Origin of the sequence: Methanosarcina thermophila TM-1, from assembly GCF_000969885.1 — an archaeon.
In the GTDB taxonomy this organism is placed as follows: domain Archaea; phylum Halobacteriota; class Methanosarcinia; order Methanosarcinales; family Methanosarcinaceae; genus Methanosarcina; species Methanosarcina thermophila.
Map to the genome: position 1 here is coordinate 1967124 of NZ_CP009501.1, position 17848 is coordinate 1984971.

14 protein-coding genes and 1 tRNA gene are annotated in these 17848 nt (G+C 40.5%); 13 read left to right on the forward strand and 2 right to left on the reverse strand.

Annotation, left to right across the window (positions count from 1 at the left end):
* Positions 1–209: 209 nt before the first annotated feature.
* A tRNA-Arg gene (locus MSTHT_RS08540) sits at positions 210–284 on the reverse strand.
* Positions 285–632: 348 nt separating this feature from the next.
* On the opposite strand from MSTHT_RS08540, the gene ilvE reads away from it, so the two are divergent.
* A complete protein-coding gene (gene ilvE, locus MSTHT_RS08545; RefSeq protein ID WP_048167415.1) occupies positions 633–1511 on the forward strand; it encodes a branched-chain-amino-acid transaminase in 879 nt (292 codons plus the stop codon).
* Between the two features lie 325 nt (positions 1512–1836).
* On the opposite strand, the gene MSTHT_RS08550 is transcribed toward ilvE, so the two are convergent.
* Positions 1837–2661 (reverse strand): helix-turn-helix transcriptional regulator, encoded by an 825-nt coding sequence (locus MSTHT_RS08550; RefSeq protein WP_231588043.1) that lies wholly within the window; start codon positions 2659–2661, stop codon positions 1837–1839.
* A 336-nt stretch (positions 2662–2997) separates the two neighbouring features.
* Here MSTHT_RS08550 and MSTHT_RS08555 point away from each other — a divergent pair, with 336 nt between their 5' ends.
* The 12 genes from MSTHT_RS08555 (at position 2998) to MSTHT_RS08610 (ending at position 17838) form a co-directional block, all read left to right on the forward strand.
* A complete protein-coding gene (locus tag MSTHT_RS08555; RefSeq protein WP_082086815.1) occupies positions 2998–3672 on the forward strand; it encodes a phosphoribosyltransferase in 675 nt (224 codons plus the stop codon).
* Positions 3673–3991: 319 nt separating this feature from the next.
* Complete coding sequence (locus tag MSTHT_RS08560) at positions 3992–4438, forward strand: Zn-ribbon domain-containing protein (RefSeq protein ID WP_048167417.1); 447 nt, start codon at positions 3992–3994, stop codon at positions 4436–4438.
* Positions 4439–4801: 363 nt separating this feature from the next.
* Positions 4802–5383, forward strand: coding sequence for a hypothetical protein (locus MSTHT_RS08565; RefSeq protein ID WP_052721863.1), 582 nt, complete (start codon positions 4802–4804; stop codon positions 5381–5383).
* Between the two features lie 418 nt (positions 5384–5801).
* The gene (locus tag MSTHT_RS08570) at positions 5802–6488 is read left to right on the forward strand and encodes an ArsR/SmtB family transcription factor (protein ID WP_048167418.1); all 687 of its coding nucleotides are present in this window, start codon (positions 5802–5804) and stop codon (positions 6486–6488) included.
* Complete coding sequence (locus tag MSTHT_RS08575; RefSeq protein WP_048167419.1) at positions 6485–8749, forward strand: CDC48 family AAA ATPase; 2265 nt, start codon at positions 6485–6487, stop codon at positions 8747–8749. The genes MSTHT_RS08570 and MSTHT_RS08575 overlap by 4 nt, the downstream gene beginning before the upstream one ends.
* A 153-nt stretch (positions 8750–8902) precedes the next feature.
* On the forward strand, positions 8903–9430 hold the full coding sequence (hsp20, locus tag MSTHT_RS08580; protein WP_048167420.1) for an archaeal heat shock protein Hsp20: 528 nt from the start codon (positions 8903–8905) through the stop codon (positions 9428–9430).
* A gap of 54 nt (positions 9431–9484) precedes the next feature.
* Positions 9485–9982, forward strand: a complete 498-nt coding sequence (locus MSTHT_RS08585; RefSeq protein WP_048167421.1) for an Hsp20/alpha crystallin family protein — start codon at positions 9485–9487, stop codon at positions 9980–9982.
* Positions 9983–11400: 1418 nt separating this feature from the next.
* Positions 11401–12513, forward strand: a complete 1113-nt coding sequence (locus tag MSTHT_RS08590) for a DUF1646 family protein (RefSeq protein ID WP_048167422.1) — start codon at positions 11401–11403, stop codon at positions 12511–12513.
* Positions 12514–13497: 984 nt separating this feature from the next.
* Positions 13498–14610 carry a DUF1646 family protein gene (locus MSTHT_RS08595; protein WP_048167423.1) on the forward strand — a complete coding sequence of 371 codons (1113 nt, stop codon included), beginning with the start codon at positions 13498–13500 and terminating at the stop codon, positions 14608–14610.
* Positions 14611–14999: 389 nt separating this feature from the next.
* Positions 15000–16400, forward strand: coding sequence for a type III ribulose-bisphosphate carboxylase (gene rbcL / locus MSTHT_RS08600; RefSeq protein WP_259274527.1), 1401 nt, complete (start codon positions 15000–15002; stop codon positions 16398–16400).
* A 56-nt stretch (positions 16401–16456) separates the two neighbouring features.
* The gene (locus MSTHT_RS08605) at positions 16457–17548 is read left to right on the forward strand and encodes an L-threonylcarbamoyladenylate synthase (protein ID WP_048168488.1); all 1092 of its coding nucleotides are present in this window, start codon (positions 16457–16459) and stop codon (positions 17546–17548) included.
* Positions 17549–17598: 50 nt separating this feature from the next.
* Positions 17599–17838, forward strand: coding sequence for a hypothetical protein (locus MSTHT_RS08610; protein WP_231588044.1), 240 nt, complete (start codon positions 17599–17601; stop codon positions 17836–17838).
* Positions 17839–17848: the final 10 nt, after the last annotated feature.

Sequence of the window (17848 nt, forward strand, 5' to 3'; positions counted from 1 at the left end):
ATCTTCAGTTTTGAATTCAAGCTTTTTAAGTAAAATTGCGCGTGCTCTAGTAAAACTGCATCTGTGCCGAGGGTCTCTACACACAAATAGGGGAGTAAGAAAAGAACACTTAGAGAGGATATGGAGTCTTACAGAAAAGGGATAGATGTGTAGAAGATGAGAGGAATGAGAGTGTTTTGCTGAGCATTGGAAAATAGTAGAGAATAAAGCGGGCTCGAAGGGATTTGAACCCCCGACGTCTGGGTTAGAAGCCCAGCGCTATATCCTGGCTAAGCCACGAGCCCTCTTTGCTGTTCCTATTGCGGAATACGAAATAAGCCTTCTAACATAAAAGCTTTTTGTATGAACGCGCGAATCAGTATTGTAAAAATCTTAAAAGTATCTATGTAAAAGCGGAATTATAAAATATATTTAGTATATACCGCTATATTTAACGTTTCATCTAAAAGTTAATGTACGGAAAACTTCCCCTCAAGCTTTGAGTTCCGTTAAGAACCCATGCATAACTCGCAACTTCAATGAATGGGAGGAGCGAGTAGTGCAATCAGATCTATATTATTTGTTTGATTAAAGTGTCAGGAGAAGAGATAGAAACCCTATAAAGTACTAAAATTGCAAAGGATTGTTCGCAAATGAGTGAGTTACTTATTTATCTTGATGGGAACTTTGTTCCTAAATCCGAAGCCAAAGTTTCGGTTTATGACCATGGCTTCCTCTATGGTGACGGTGTTTTTGAAGGAATTAGGGCATACAACGGGCGTGTTTTTAAGTTAAAAGAACATGTCGACAGGCTCTATGACTCTGCAAAAGCAATTGCAATGGACATCCCCCTTACAAAAGAAGAGATGACCGAAATAATTCTTGAGACGCTCAGGAAAAACAACCTTAAAGATGCATATATCCGCCCTATCGTCTCAAGAGGAATTGGGGATCTTGGGCTTGACCCTCGCAGGTGTGAGAAACCCACTGTGGTCGTTATAGCCCAGGGCTGGGGAGCCATGTACGGTGACCTGTATGAAGTCGGGCTCACAGGAGTCAGCGTCTGTGTCCGGAGAAATGCACCTGATGCCCTGTCCCCGAATATCAAATCCCTGAACTACCTGAACAACATCCTTGCAAAAATCGAAGCCAATGAGAAAGGAGGAGACGAGGCTATTTTCCTCGACCAGAACGGTTTTGTGTGTGAGGGCTCTGGGGATAATATCTTTATAGTCAAGAACGACCAGGTTTTTACTCCTTATACGATCAGCAACCTGAAGGGAATTACCAGGGCTACAGCCATAGAACTCCTGGATGAGATGGGATACAAGACCATTGAAGCAAATCTTGGTCTGTTTGACCTCTACACAGCAGACGAGATATTTGTTACAGGAACTGCAGCCGAAGCCGCTCCCCTTACCAAGCTTGATGGAAGGATAATAGGTACAGGCAAACCTGGGCCGCTTACAAAGAAGATGATTGAAGCTTTTGAGAAGATAACCCAGAATACAGGCACACCAATTTATGAATAAACCAGTCCTCAAAAGCGAAAAGAATAAAAAAGTCAATTAGACCAGGCAGGGATTTTCCCGCCCGTTTATTTTGGGAATAAGTGATTAAGTGTCCTTTAACAAGGTTTCTTTAACATAAGTAGTTGAATTTTAGCCTTGGTTTCCTACCGAATCTATTATTTTTATACAGTAAAGGCTTGGGTTCAGGATTAAGATTCTGATAAGGAAAAATGTAATTGCCAGATGTAAAAAAGAAACTTTGTAAAGAGGACTCAAACTATTTTGTTTGTAAAACGGGAATATATGTTAACATTTTCCTTTCGTCTGTAAATCTCCCTGACCGGGCTTACCCTTTTATTTCCTGAGCCTGCTTCTGGTAGTGCAGAATGAGGTCTTCAGCCCATTTAAGAGCCGCAGGCTCGAAGCATATAAGAGTTTCCTGGTCAAAAGATCCTTTTGAGGTAAGAAAATCAACAGCCATGAAACGCTCGGTCTTAACTATCATTGCAATTTTTATATCACCCGTACATAGGAAAAGCTTCTTTTTTTCCCTGGTCAGATAAAGTCTCAGTTCTTCCTCAAAATCAGTTTTCAATCTTTCATAAATTTTTTCTGTTACTATAAGAGTTATTTCGGTATCATCATCCTTGTTTGCCAGGAAGATTTCGGAAATTATCGGATGAAATATTGATGAAAAAGAGAGGATTTTTCTTGATTTCTCTATATTCTCCAGAAAAATGGCAGGAGGCTCAAAGATATTGTCAGGATCAGGTCTAACAATAAAATAGGACTTTAATTCATTAAGCCTTTCAAGGAACTCTCTGGGTAAAGCGGTGAGATCACGTTCCTGCCAGTAACCCACATTCTCCTCAATGACCTGCAGAGTATCGAGCAGAGGTTCCATTTTTTCAACCAGAATTTCTGCAAGAGGAGTTAACCTGTACTCCTTATCTTCTTGAAGAACCAGATGTTCGTCTTTCAGTTTTTTGATTTGAGGAAGCATGCCTGTAGGGGTAACGTTCAAAGTGTCTACAATTTCTTCTATTGTTTTCCCCCCATTTTTGAGCAGGAGCAAAAGGTCTTTCCTCTTCTGGGACATAAAGAGCAGGTCTATAAGAGCTTTGTCCATTGATCTCACTTTCCAGCTCTCGCACCTCTGCGAAAGATTCATTTCTCCTTTCGATTATTCAGAAAGGATTTATAAAGAAATTTAATATTTATATGAGATACTCTGTAGGTATTTGAAATTAACTTCAGTCGCGCCCTCTCTGTATAATAGAAGCTTCCAATTTAGTTTTTAAATATTTCTTTTTAAATCTTATCATGTTATTTTTTAACCTTTTTCTGTAATGTCTTTTGGCAAGATAAGAAACCTTAAAGTCTATAACCTAAATTATATAGCTCAAATATAGGACCTGGGAAGTACATGCCCTTAACTGGTAGAGTATCCTGACCAGATGCGCGAATTCCAGATCAGGGAGGACTTTGCATAGAATCATTTAAATGTGTGCTTACAAACTGGGATTACATTTATAACTTGTGCCGAAAAGTCTCAATCGAAATCAAACGTTCTGGATACGAACCGGACGTTATTATTGCGCTTGCCAGAGGAGGTTGGTTTGCAGGACGAGTGCTCTGCGATTTCCTTGGGCTTGATGATCTATCCAGTCTGAAAATCGAGCACTATGTAGGAACCGCAGCTATCGATACTGGTGAACCTTATATCCGGTACCCACTCTCAGACAACGTGGTAGAAGGCAAAAAGGTACTTATCGTAGATGATATCGTTGATACAGGAGAAAGCATGATAAGTGCTAAGGCTTATGTAGAGAGCCACAATCCAGCAGAAGTCAGGACGGCATCATTACAGTATCTGGGGAGTTCGAAAATCGACCCCGATTATGTAGGCGAACGTCTCGAGGATTGGGCTTGGATTGTTTATCCCTGGAACTTCATGGAAGATATGATAAGCATCCTGACAAAGTGCATGAGAAAAGACCCTAAAAAGCCCTGGAGTCTTGAGGATCTCAAGCACAGCCTTTACATAAATCATGGGCTGGATCCTGTTGTCTTTGAAATCACCCAGCCAGGAAGACTTCCGGAAGTCCTTGAAGAAATGGAAAGAGTGCGCAGGGTCAGTTCCGAAATCATCAATGGAAAGAAGCACTGGAGGCTTTTATAAAAAGTTCATTATAACTTTCCTGTCAGCAAACTAATATGCAGGCTGGTTTCCTGCTTGAAAGCTGAAAGAGATTTACAACCAAAGAGTGTGTTTTACCTCTGCTGGTTGGAGCTATCTCTTTCTTTTAAAACAAAATGTTGTGTCATAAATACAAATATACATATCTATTCAGGGTATCTTTAAAGTACCCAGAAGATATCATTGTCGTCACCGTATAATCTATTAAAATAACGGTCCCGATACTTAATCGGTCTAATGTACCGAGTATATAATTACATTATTACAACAAATCATTATATTATCTATTATCGGTGAATTCATGCCCCACAGATGCACCAGATGCGGAACCATTTTTGAAGACGGAGATTCTGTCATCTTAAGCGGCTGCCCGAATTGCGGCTGGAATAAGTTCCTTTATGTAAAAAAAGAACTCGAAGGTTTGGAGAACCAAGGAAGACTCCCTCTGGAAGAACAAAAGCTGGATCTGGAATCTTCTCTGGATGAAGTTGTCAAAAATATTGATGAGGCTCTTGCCAGTGAGCAGGAAGATATAAAACAGGAACCTGAAGCAGAGAAGAAAACAGATGAAGAAAGAGTAGAATCTGTAAGAATTCTTGGGCCCGGTTCTTACGAACTTAACCTGGATACCCTTTTTGAAAGAAAGGAACTTGTCATGGCAATCCGGGAAGAAGGATCCTATGCCTTGCATTTACCCTCAGTTTTTCATCAAAGAAAAGAAAGAAAAAAACTAAGAAAGAAAAAATAATCTTTAACTTTTCTGAGATTTCTTGGAAATTTCTTGCCTGCGAATTTTTAAGAATAATTTCCGGCTACCATTATGTAAAAATCTAAAGGTATATCCTTTTAGCTTAGAGAGCAAAATTAACTAATCCTGTCTTCACTGTTCTTTTCTTTACTGTCTCCACTGTTCTTTGCTCTACTGTCTCCACTGCTCTTTACTCTAAATTCTCTTCAAGAGCTTCCGGTATAGTTTCAAAGTATTTTCTATTCAAATGAATTATATATACAAAGTTAAGGATTTTCTTTTATTAGAAAAGTTATTCTATTAAGAGTTAAATTTCATACTAAACATTAGAATTGTTATTTTGATCTCTGAGCTGGGATTTAAATGAAAATCGACATTGTCTGTAAAATACTAGTGTTTTTAATCTTTCTTGGATTTGCTGTTTTTTCAGGAACTATTATCCTAGATAATAAGGATGATACTCAGAAGTGTTCTGGAAAACAGCTTGTTGAAACTATTTCTAACGAAAGTTCACCAAAGGGAATGACAGACGCTCAGGGAAACGGTATAATTCAAAAGATAAATCTTCAGGATAATCCTATTGATTCTAAAGGTTACTGGGATGATTCTGAGTCTTTTATTATTGATATTGAGAAGTTCGAGGAATCTGCTGCAAACGGAAGTATCAATATTAGATTACTGGAAAGAGACTTTGAGATAGAACTAGATGAGATCACAGTTTCTAATGGAAGCAATCATTATTCCGGGCAAGTTAAAGGTATGCCCCAAAGCAAAGCTGAGTTTTATATTTACGGTGATGTGTTTTGTGGCTCGATAGAGTTTTGCGATTTGATGTATACTATCGCGGTAACAACTGAAAAGTACAATGGAAAAACCGTTCATGTAGTATTTTTGATAAATTGGGAAAACGAAAGAGATAAAGTAAAAAATATGTTAATCTTCTAAGTTTCCTGCGTGGCTCGGATTTAACATAAGACTTGTTAGAAACTATGAGAAACATGACCAGCAGATCCTTACCGGTGTTTGAGACTAATTTTATTTTTTAGCTTACACTATCCGCTTTTTGTCACTTATACGGCAACCCAGTTTATCGCTTTATGTTCTCTCATATCCATTACATACTGATTTTGATTACAGGTTAAATAACAGGCAATGCAAATGTTTATATATCATTAGTGCTAACTTTAGGTTACTATCTTATACACTCCTTTCCAGCTAGTCCGGGTAAAATCGGGCAGGGTTTCTGACCCATGTCAGAACTACTCAAGACTGGATACACTACAATCTAAAAATAATAATAACAAAAAATCTGGCGCTATTGCCTCAATATCCCGTAAATTTAAATGATAATCAGAGGGGGAAAATGGACCCGGCAAAATTACTTGACATTCTGGGGAATGAAAACCGCAGAAGGATTATACAACTTCTTGCAAGCCGCCCCTGTTATGTCAGTGAGATCTCTGGCAGGCTGGGAGTAGGACCAAAAGCCATAATAAGTCACTTGGATCTGCTTGAACAGGCAGGGATTATAGAATGCAGTGTGGATGAACAGAGGCGCAAATACTTCAATATTGCAAATAACATGCGGCTTGAAGTGTTGTTATCCCCGTATACCTATACAGTGACGCTTCACGACATCCATTTTAACAGAGAGAAAGGAGGCGAGACTCCTTCAAAAAAAGAAACTCTTGATAGGGAAGAATCATCTACTTTATTACTTAAGTTGAGCAGTAGACTTCGAGAGCTCAAAAAAAGGCAAGAGGAATTGACACAGATGCAGCAACAGCTTCAGGCAGAATACACAGAAATCATGGACCAGTGCCTAGATTCAATTGAAAAGGTTGCCACTAATCCTATAGAGTGTGAGCTTCTATTTGAGCTCCTGAGAAATGAAACCACTCTAGCTTCCCTGTGTTACAACCTGCGCCTGCATCCCAGTGTTATTAACGCTAGTCTGACAGCCCTTGAAAAGAGAGGATTTATTGAATATAGTATCAAGAATAACCAGTATTACTGGAAAATACGTGAGACCGGAGCTGAGAATGAATGATTGAAGAAACGAACTTGAGAGTTGCTGAAGCTTATCATAAAGACGTGGGCAGGGGAATTGCAAGAATCGACACCCGACTGATGCAGCAGATGGGGCTTGTAAGCGGGGACATAATTGAGATCTCAGGAAGAGCCAAAACCTATGCGATTGTCTGGCCAAACGTAGAGCGCGACCAGGGAAACCGGATACGAATTGACGGAAATCTGCGCAGCAATGCAAAAGTTGGGATTGATGACAGAGTAACTATCCGGAAAGTCCAGGCAAAACATGCTCAAAGAGTTACCCTTGCTCCCTCCCAGCCTGTAAGACTTGTCGGAGGTGCCCATTACATCCTCAGAATTATCGAGGGAAGACCTCTGAATAAAGGTCAACAGATAAGGGTGGAAACTGTAAATAACCCACTTACTTTCGTGGTGGTATCAACAAGGCCTGCAGGACCTGTTGTTGTTACCAAGGATACCGAGATCGCCATCAAAGAGAAATCGGTTGAAGAGATTAAGGTTTCAGAAGGTATTTCATACGAAGATATTGGTGGGCTTAAGCGAGAAATTCAGCTTGTTAGGGAAATGATTGAGCTGCCATTAAGGCATCCTGAACTTTTCCAGAAGCTTGGAATTGAGCCACCCAAAGGAGTATTGCTTCACGGGCCACCTGGTACAGGCAAGACACTGATTGCAAAGGCGGTTGCAAGTGAAACTGATGCCAATTTCATTACTATCAGCGGTCCTGAGATAGTTTCCAAGTACTATGGAGAGAGTGAACAAAAACTCCGTGAGATCTTCGAGGAAGCTGAAAAGGACGCACCATCTATCATCTTCATAGATGAAATAGATTCCATTGCTCCCAAACGTGGTGAAGTTACGGGAGAACTGGAACGCAGGGTGGTCGCCCAGCTGCTTTCCCTCATGGACGGGCTTAAGTCCAGAGGTGAGGTAGTTGTAATAGCTGCCACAAACCGTCCGAATTCAATAGATGAAGCTCTCCGCCGTGGTGGAAGATTTGACAGGGAAATTGAAATCGGAATCCCAGACCGGAACGGCAGGAAGCAGATCCTCTTAATTCACACAAGAGGTATGCCAATTGAACAGGATGTAAGCCTTGGTGAAATTGCGGATGTAACTCATGGTTTCGTAGGGGCTGATTTAGCTTCCCTATGTAAGGAAGCTGCAATGCATGCTCTGAGAAGAATAACTCCCGAAATCGATATTGAAGAAGAGATTCCTCAGGAAGTTATTGATAACCTCGTAGTTACCAAAGAAGACTTTAGGGAAGCCCTCAAGAATATCGAGCCTTCAGCAATGAGGGAAGTTTACATTGAGGTTCCACACGTAGGCTGGGATGATATCGGAGGACTCGAGAATGCAAAGCAGGAACTTATTGAGGCTGTAGAGTGGCCTCTGAAGTATCCCGAGATCTTTAACGTCATCAATGTAAAACCCCCAAGAGGCATATTGCTCTTCGGACCTCCAGGTACAGGTAAAACCCTGCTTGCAAAGGCTGTTGCCAGTGAAAGCGAAGCTAATTTCATCAGTATCAAAGGTCCGGAACTGCTTAGCAAGTACGTGGGTGAATCCGAACGTGCAATCCGGGAGACCTTCAGGAAAGCAAAACAGGCTGCACCAACGGTTGTCTTCTTTGATGAGATTGATTCAATTGCCCCCCAAAGAAGCTCTGTTTCAGACACTCACGTGTCCGAAAGAGTTGTCAGCCAGATTCTTACTGAACTGGATGGGGTAGAGGAACTCAAAGATGTAATCATTATCGCGGCTACTAATCGTCCAGATATGGTGGATCCTGCTCTGCTGAGACCTGGCCGCTTTGACAGGCTCATTTACATCAAGCCACCTGATAAAGCTAGCAGAGAAAAGATCTTTGAGATTCATACACAGGGGAAACCTCTTGCAGACGATGTTAGCCTTTCAGAACTCGCGGATATGACTGATGGATATGTAGGTGCGGACATTGAAGGCATCTGCAGGGAAGCTGCGATGCTGGCACTTAGGGAGGTAGTCACTCCGGGAGTTAGCAGAAGCGACATAGAGAAGCGGGCAGGAGAAATCAGGATTTCAAAGAGACACTTTGAACATGCAATCCGCCGCGTAAAGCCAACGACATCCAGAGAAACTCTTTCGGCTTATGAAAAAACTGCGGAACTCTTCGCTAAGTATGCAACTGAGCTTGAAGAGGAAGCTCCAGAAACTGGGGAACAGGAAAAAGAAATCGAACAGGAGAGTGCTCCGGGCTTCTTTGAGGCTGAATAAGTCAGTCAACTGACAGGTCGGAAATCCCGACCTTTTTTATCTCAAGAGCCTGTGAATTACTGGAAAAAAATAGTAACAGCTAATATCAACGACTGTTCGATTATATTTCCCTAAAAATAAACTACTAATAGAAATTAATAACGGAGTGATCATATGGACGGATACAGAAGAAAAAGAAGAAGCTTTTTCGATGAAATCTTCGGAATCGATCCATTTGAAGACATAGATGAAATGTTCGAACGCATTAGCAGGGCAATGGGTATGAATATAAAGAACTTCGGGCAGCAGCCCTTCATCTATGGATTCTCTGTAACCCAGAGGCCAGGAGAGGAACCTGAAATCCGTGAATTCGGGAATATTCCCAGGTTTGAACGAACCGGGACCGGAGAAAAGCATTATATTGACGCAAGAAAACCCCTGATTGATGTACTGGAAGCCGAGGATACTGTGCATGTAATTGCCGAGATTCCTGGCATCGAAAAAGAGAACATCAGACTAAACGCAACTGATTTAATACTTGACATCGAAACAATAAATGGGAATCCAAAATATTCCGAACGTGTGGAACTGCCAGTAAAGGTGAACCCCCAGAGTGCAAAAGCCACATACAAAAATGGTGTGCTGGAAGTTACCTTTAATAAGCTGGAATCCAGTTCCCGAACCTCAATAAATATTGAGTGATCTTTAGGGAATTGCACTGAATGTGCAACAGCACCAGGAAAAGCAGAGGTAATAATGGTGGGCACAAGAAAAAGAAAAGATTTCTTTGAAGATTTTGGATCTGAACTTTTTGACAACCTGGAAGAAATGATCGAAGCCCTCCTGGAAGATATGAGAGAATCCGGACCCTTCGTCTACGGATTTTCTATCATTCGTCGCCCGGGGGAAGATGCTGAACTCCGGGAGTTCGGAGATTTTCCGGAACACTCTGAAGATGAAGAGGATCTCTACCCCCCTGAAATAAGAGATCCTTTAATTGATATCTTTGAGAGTGGAGAACTGATACAGGTACTTGCAGAGCTCCCGGATGTCGAAAAGGAAGATCTCCTGCTGCATGCGACCGCCCAAAATCTCGAAATCAGAGTCCTTGGAGCCGCTGAATATTCGCAGGATATAGAGCTTCCAAGCCGTGTAGATCCCAGAAGCGCAAAAGCCAGCTATAAAAACGGAGTGCTTGAGGTTACTTTCAGGCGCTGTAATGAAGAAAGACCTGTTGAAATCAAAATTAACTGAGGTCACCGAATTTCAAGCTGAGTGAACAACTAAATAAAAGAGGTCACCACTGAGGGACCTTTTTGAGGACTGTAATCGAGAATTCAGTCCAAAATCCCGATAATCACATGTCAAACAATAATTTAAAACAGATAGTATGCAGAATTAAAATAGATAGTATGCAGAATTTTCTGCAGAAAAACTATCGCGCTGTTAATTTAAAGTAAAGTTAAGCTTTTTAATGCATACTATCCGTATCTTTATTTAGTGCGTCCGTATTTTTATTTAGTGCGCTCTGTGCCTTTTTTTAACCCCCCTTTTTAACCCCTTTTTTAACCATCCTTTTTTAACCACCTTGTGTTTTTACCTCATTTTTTAAACCCTATCTGATTATTTTCTGTTTTGCCCAAGGGTTAGATCTACAAATTAACTTACTATATTTTGCCTTGCCAGCACAATGCGCCTGTGCAACTATTTCAGTTGTCCTATCTCATATCCTTTTTATATCTTTTTCAACTTTCATATTGGCGCTCCAAACAATGGTCAATCTAAACTATTGAGGACATTATAGAACTAAATACATATATTTTACAAAATAGTTCTGTTTCACAAATATAGTATAAAAAGGATTTGATTGATTATAAAAAACGACTAAAAAAATTAAGTTATTTTGTTAGAAATTTTATAATTAGAGATTTTTCGTGTAAAATATCGTGCTTTTGAGAAGAAAAAAAGCACAAAATATATACGCTTGATGATTAGCAGGGAAACTGTAGTCCCAAAATATGAAAAACATTTGTGATCGGGGCGAAAGCTCAAGGTATTACTTCTGGCTAAAGTAAAACTTAATTCCGCAAGCCTTCAAGCCCCGAAATCCGAAATTAGTCTTGTGCAGGAGATGCTGGATAGCTGTGCACATCTGTGAAAAACAGGGAATTCTCACCTATAGAAAACTCAATTTATGCGTATAAGAAAGATAAAAACCCAAAAATGAGTTTAGAATCTTTTTATGAGGTAATACGGTAAGATATTATCTTATAAATCCAGATCAAAATTACACACTTCAAGCGCCACAAAACATAACTTAATTAAAGCTCCCCAATCAGGAGCAAATTGAAAATCTTTCTCATACGCATGGGCATTGAGTTGATCTATGGGAAAAATAGAGAAGACCCTCATAATGCTGAAAAATTTGGGACTTTGAAATGCTTAACAGCAAAAAACGCTTTCAGCCATTTGTAATCTACAGTGCTCACATTAACAATTATATTTCCTTTAAACAGCTTACTTGTTATTTACGCATCAATCAGCTATTTTATTCCTTAAAAACAAGATTCAGGCTGTTTAGAGGGTTCAGATATATACAAACAGTCCATATGCTTGCTCTATTGTGAACACTATAGACTACTATAGAATATATAGTAAAGGAGGAAAGAATAATGGCTCTTGAACCAGGCATTTTAGCTGGGTTTCTTATAATATTCCTTGCCGTACTTCTCGGTCCTTTTAAGATACACGTTATCGAGGAAAATTTGGAGGTATTCCTGTTTGTCTGTGGAATAGCAGCAATGACCATTTCAGGTTTTGTCGAAATCCCAGGTACAGAAACAGGCTGGAGAATGGAAATAATCGAAGAAGCATTGACTTCACCGCTGCATGTCGGAGAGATAGCCGGCATTTGGATTGGTATATTCCAGATAGTTCTGATTGTCGGACTGATTATCTATAAATGGCATGAACCTATCCATAAAGTAATCCGAAAATTGACCGACATACTTTCTGTTAAAATTTTAGGATTTCTCCTTATTGTTGTTCTTGGTTTATCTTCCAGTATTATGTCGGCTATTCTTGCGTCAATTATTCTCGTTGAAGTAGTCAATGCAATGCCTATTTCGCGAAAATCCAAAATCGACCTGACAGTTATTGCATGTTTCTCAATCGGGCTTGGTGCGGTGCTAACTCCCCTTGGCGAACCGCTCGCAACAATTGCTGTCTCAAAACTCTCAGGTGAGCCTTACCATGCCGATTTCATGTTCTTATTTAACATGCTGGGTAAATATATAATTCCAGGTATCCTTGCATACGGTATTGTTGGGATGTTCTTCCTTGGGAAAGTTGATATGAAAGACTCTGGAATAAAAGCCGAAGCTTATAACGAAACTTTAAAAGATGTAATAATGAGAGCTGTTAAGGTCTATCTGTTTATCATGGCTCTGACATTTCTTGGGGATGGTTTCAAGCCTATCATATTCGAGTACTTCATACGAATACCCTCAACGGTACTATACTGGGTTAACATGGTTTCAGCTATCCTTGATAACGCTACCCTGTGTGCCGCTGAAATCGGACCGACTATGAGTGAACTGCAGATAAAGAGTATTCTTATGGGACTTTTGATTGCAGGCGGAATGCTAATTCCAGGAAATATACCGAATATTATCTCTGCAGGCAAACTGGGTATAACCAGTAAAGAATGGGCAAGGCTTGGAGTACCAATGGGACTTGTCACAATGGGTATATATTTCGCCATTATCTTCGTATTGGGAATTTAAGCTTAAAATCTCCCCTACCTGATAAAATTCAGTTACGGAATCTGGTGGCAAACTCAATTAAAACCACCGGATTCTGGAACAGAATCTTAATAAAAATAGCCGAATAATAAAAACCGCACAGAGGTAATAAAAATTATATAAAAAAGATTAAAGGCTCATTGTATCATCTTCAAATTCAAGGGAAAAAATGAATTAAGAGAAAAATTCTCACCTTAAATTTGAAGAAGGTACTCTTTATTTAATTAATTTTTTCGATGTCACTTTCGATCTCAATCTATCCAGGATATGCTCAGGCGATAAATAACATATAGCTCTTTTCTCAATATCTTAATACCTTACTAGTATAACTCTTTTCTCAATATCTTAATATCTTACTTAGTTGAATCCTTTCGTATCTGTTCTCACATTATTGATGAATTTAACTATGGTTAATGTGTTAAATTTAGCAAGAAATTCTTCTCTTATATGACAAATTCAAATTTGCAACCCGAGCAAAGAATCCCCCGAGAGAACGTAAAAGCCCATTACTAAGTGCGGGAAGCGATACTAAAATCGAGACTGTGAGTATGTATTAAAATAGTACACACTATCTCTCAGGATAGATTCCAGATAAACTTTTTGTAATGAATATCAGCCGTCATAGATAAAGCAATTTCACAGGTTGATTGGCTGGATCAAATGACATAGACTGCTTGATCATAGAAAATTTGAGCCGAAAGTATTTTTTCGTAAACATCAAATAAATCGTGGGCTAAATCCTTAATGTGAGGCAAATTCTCTTTACAAAAGATACAAATGTCAAATTAAATATTAAAATGACAATTTGAGTATTTGTCACATTGAATATTAAAAATATTATATTATCAAAGAATAAATAGAGCAAGTCTTTATAAGACTAAAACATTCTAGGCTCTAATACAGTTTAACAGTAAGCCATTCAGGCTTCATAGTTTAGCATAGTATTCAAAAAGGAGGAAAAAATTAGTGGCTCTTGAAGTAGGAGTTTTAATTGGATTTCTTGTGATTTTCCTTGCCGTATTACTAGGTCCTTTTAAAATACGCGTTATTGAGGAAAATTTGGAGCCATTTCTGCTCGTGTGCGGAATAGCAGCAATGACTCTTTCAGGTTTCGTTGAGATTCCAGGCGAAGAAACAGGCTGGAGAATGGAAATAATCGAAGAAGCATTGACTTCACCGCTGCATGTCGGAGAGATAGCCGGCATTTGGATTGGTATATTCCAGATAGTTCTGATTGTCGGACTGATTATCTATAAATGGCATGAACCTATCCATAAAGTAATCCGAAAATTGACCGACATACTTTCTGTTAAAATTTTAGGATTTCTCCTTATTGTTGTTCTTGGTTTATCTTCCAGTATTATGTCGGCTATTCTTGCGTCAATTATTCTCGTTGAAGTAGTCAATGCAATGCCTATTTCGCGAAAATCCAAAATCGACCTTACAATCATTGCATGTTTCTCAATAGGGCTTGGTGCGGCGCTTACCCCACTTGGTGAACCACTTTCGACAATTGCTGTCTCAAAACTCTCAGGTGAGCCTTACCATGCCGATTTCATGTTCTTATTTAATATGCTGGGTAAGTATATAATTCCAGGCATCCTCGCATTTGGTATTGTTGGAATGTTCTTCCTCGGGAAAACCAGTCCAAAAGACCAGGGAATTGGAGCATCCGATTATAGCGAGACTTTAAAAGACGTCATAATGAGAGCTGTTAAAGTCTATGTTTTTATTGCAGCACTCGTTTTGCTTGGCGAAGGTTTCAAGCCCTTAATACTTGAATACTTTATCAAGATTCCTTCAGGTATTCTTTACTGGGTTAACATGGTTTCAGCCATCCTTGATAACGCTACCCTGTGTGCCGCTGAGATCGGACCTGCTCTGAGTGAGCTCCAGATAAAGAGTATTCTTATGGGACTTTTGATTGCAGGCGGAATGCTGATCCCAGGAAATATTCCGAATATCATCTCTGCAGGCAAGCTTGGTATTACCAGCAGAGAATGGGCAAGGCTTGGAGTACCCATGGGACTTGTCGCAATGGCTGTCTATTTCGTCATCATCTTTGTGCTTGGAATATAAGCTCAAGAATTGCCCCCAAATATAAAGTAAATTGAGTTTCAATCCAGTGATTAATGAGGAATCAAAAAATCACTGGATTTTGAAACCGAATTGTGATAAACCGCTTAAACAATATAAAGCTGTAAGAACTAATTGCAGTTTTACTATATTCTATTCAAATTCGATAGAAAATAGGCCTTCAGAAATTCTTATTATATCCTGAATTTACCAGGATCTGAGAAACGCATTCAAAAGAATTAGATTCCTTGAATATCAGAACAAGACCACATATTTACCTCTGAAGTGAATTTTTCCATCGAATTTGAGTAGATGCTATTTATTCAGTTAAGTTTTCGAAGGGAATTTCCTTTTTATCCCTTGCTGTACTTTATGTTTCTCAATCCAGATTTATTCCATTCAATCAAACAAGTTTTTATTTATGTTTAGTTACTTCCTTCAATCAGGATTACCAATTCTACTTTAACCTATTCTGTAGACTAACTTATTCAACTAGGAGGAAGACAATGCGAAGAGACTATATAGACACGGGCTATATCCCGAAGGATACCGATCTGACATGTGAATTCCATATCGAGCCGTCGGCAGGAGTGAACTTTGAGGAAGCTGCAACCCATATGGCAGGGGAAAGCTCTATAGACTCCTGGACTGAAATTGTTACACTCAGTCCCGAACTTGCGACCAAGTTGAAACCCCATGTATTTTATGTGGACGAGGGATCACAAACTGTAAGGGTAGCTTATTCCGAAGAACTCTTTGAACTGGGTTCGGTCCCGCAGGTTCTGAGTGCAGTTGCAGGAAACATCCTGAGTATGAAAGTCGTTGATAATCTGAGGCTGCAAGATATCGCTTTTCCTAAGTCAATGCTCCGTGAGTTCAAAGGACCCAAATTCGGGTTGCCAGGAGTCAGGAAACTTACAGGTGTAGAAGACAGACCTCTCATAGGAACTATCGTCAAGCCGAAAGTGGGGTTAAACTCTGAAAAACACGCCGAGGTAGCTTACAACTCTTTTGCTGGAGGCTGCGACCTTGTCAAGGATGATGAGAACCTTACGGATCAGAAGTTTAACAGCTTTGAAAAAAGAGCCGAACTCACCCTTAAACTTGCAGAAAAGGCAGAAGCTGAAACCGGAGAGCGCAAAATGTATATCTGCAACATTACTGCCCCGACCTGCAAGGAAATGATCCGCCGCATGAATGTCCTTAAAGACCTGGGTGCGCACTACGCAATGATCGACATTGTTCCCGCAGGCTGGACTGCGCTTCAGACCCTAAGAGAAGAAGTTGAAGACACAGATCTTGTACTTCACGCCCACCGATGTATGCACTCAGCCTATACTCGGAATCCTCGCCACGGAATAAGCATGCTTGTCGTTGCCAAGCTCTGCAGATTGATTGGACTTGACCAGCTTCACATAGGTACAGTTGTTGGAAAGATGCACGGAGAAAAGCACGAGGTTCTGAACCTCCGGGATGAGTGCGTACTTGACAATGTGCCTGCGGATGAAAGCCAGCACGTCCTTGCCCAGGATTGGGGAGGACTGAGACCAATGTTCCCGGTTGCATCAGGAGGGCTTGCCCCGACTATGATTCCTGACCTGTACTCTATTTTCGGAAGGGATATTATCATGCAGTTCGGCGGCGGAATTCATGCACATCCTATGGGTACGGCAGCAGGAGCTACTGCTTGCAGACAGGCGCTGGAGGCAACCCTTGAGGGAGTTAGCCTGCAGGAATATGCGAAAAAACACAAAGAACTTGAAGCTGCCCTTGATAAGTGGTTGAAGAAATAACCCGGATTGCCGGATAAAAACAACAGGAATAATAAGTGGAAAGGAGCTTACCCTCTGTGCAGGCAGAAAACGGAAATAGAGCAAAAACCCTGGTTTTTCGGGTTTCCGATGAGAATTTCGATTCCGTCCTTGACAGGGCGGCAGACATAATCAAAAACGGCGGGACTGTAGCCTTTCCCACGGAAACGGTCTACGGGCTTGGAGCTGATGGTCTGAATCCTGAAGCAGTTCTGAAGATCTTCAAGGCAAAAGAGCGCCCTCCGGGAAATCCCCTTAGCCTGCTTGTCCATTCAAGGGAAGATATTAAGAAGGTAGCAAAAAATGTTCCTGAGAATGCTTTCAGGCTAATGGATGCTTTCTGGCCCGGTCCCCTTACGATTATCCTGGAGAAAACCGATATTGTTCCTGATATTACCTCAGGAAACCTGCAGTCAATAGGAGTCCGCATGCCTGATCATAGAATTCCCCTGGAACTCATAAAGAGGGCAGGCACTCCTCTTGCTGCTCCGAGTGCTAACCTGTCAGGAAAACCGAGTCCCAGCCTTGCAGCCCATGTTATATCTGATCTTACAGGCAGGATTGATGCAATTCTTGATGGAGGGAAGGCTGACATCGGTCTTGAGTCAACTGTAATTGATATGACTGTCGAGCCGCCTGTTGTGCTCAGACCCGGAGCCGTGAGTATTGAGGAGCTTGAAAGTATTATAGGAAAGGTCAGACTCGGATACAAAAGCAGCAAAGTAGAGAACGAACCGGATCTGTCCGAAAAAAAGGCAGGTCAGAAATACGGGCATTATACCCCTGATACAGAAGTCGTACTTGTTGAAGGGGAAGGCAAACCAGTCTCAGATAAGCTTGTCAAGCTACTTGATAATTACAGGAGTAAAGGACAGAAAGTCGGGCTTCTTCTCAGTGAGGAAACCGCAGCTTTCCTTTCTATGAAAAATCTAAGCCCAGACAATTGTTTTTTACTGGGGTCCAGGAAAGAACCAGAGATAGCCGCCAGGAAACTCTTTGAAGGGCTAAGAAAACTTGACAGGAAGGGGCTGGACGTCATTGTAGCTGATGGGTCTTTCAGCCGTTCAGGACTTGGCGAAGCGCTTATTAACCGGCTTAGAGAAGCGTCTTCTAGAAAATTTGTTGTTTAAAAACTCAACTGTAATGCAAAGTTGAAGATTCAGTTAAACGTTTAAGAGGGATGGTCTTGAAAGCAGAAAAAAAGGAAAATCTGTTGAGAATGCGGGCTTATAAAAAAGTCATGGATAAAAATAAAAAAGTAAACAAAATCAATCTTGTAGTACTGGCTGCAGGCTTGCTTTTAACATTCCTGGGCATGGAGGAAGTAGGTAGTTATCTTCTCTGGGTAGGTATGTTTGTCCTTCTTATAACAGGAATTTCAGGCATTCTCGCATCTGGATCTCTTCGCAGACCAAGATAAGACAGATTTT

Bases quoted from the DNA above. Each gene is read 5' to 3' on its own strand.
- MSTHT_RS08570 (WP_048167418.1), top strand. From the start codon at position 5,802: ATGGACCCGGCAAAATTACTTGACATTCTGGGGAATGAAAACCGCAGA.
- MSTHT_RS08590 (WP_048167422.1), top strand. From the start codon at position 11,401: ATGGCTCTTGAACCAGGCATTTTAGCTGGGTTTCTTATAATATTCCTT.
- MSTHT_RS08610 (WP_231588044.1), top strand. From the start codon at position 17,599: ATGGTCTTGAAAGCAGAAAAAAAGGAAAATCTGTTGAGAATGCGGGCT.
- MSTHT_RS08560 (WP_048167417.1), top strand. From the start codon at position 3,992: ATGCCCCACAGATGCACCAGATGCGGAACCATTTTTGAAGACGGAGAT.
- MSTHT_RS08550 (WP_231588043.1), bottom strand. From the start codon at position 2,661: ATGAATCTTTCGCAGAGGTGCGAGAGCTGGAAAGTGAGATCAATGGAC.
- MSTHT_RS08565 (WP_052721863.1), top strand. From the start codon at position 4,802: ATGAAAATCGACATTGTCTGTAAAATACTAGTGTTTTTAATCTTTCTT.
- MSTHT_RS08585 (WP_048167421.1), top strand. From the start codon at position 9,485: ATGGTGGGCACAAGAAAAAGAAAAGATTTCTTTGAAGATTTTGGATCT.
- hsp20 (WP_048167420.1), top strand. From the start codon at position 8,903: ATGGACGGATACAGAAGAAAAAGAAGAAGCTTTTTCGATGAAATCTTC.
- ilvE (WP_048167415.1), top strand. From the start codon at position 633: ATGAGTGAGTTACTTATTTATCTTGATGGGAACTTTGTTCCTAAATCC.
- MSTHT_RS08575 (WP_048167419.1), top strand. From the start codon at position 6,485: ATGATTGAAGAAACGAACTTGAGAGTTGCTGAAGCTTATCATAAAGAC.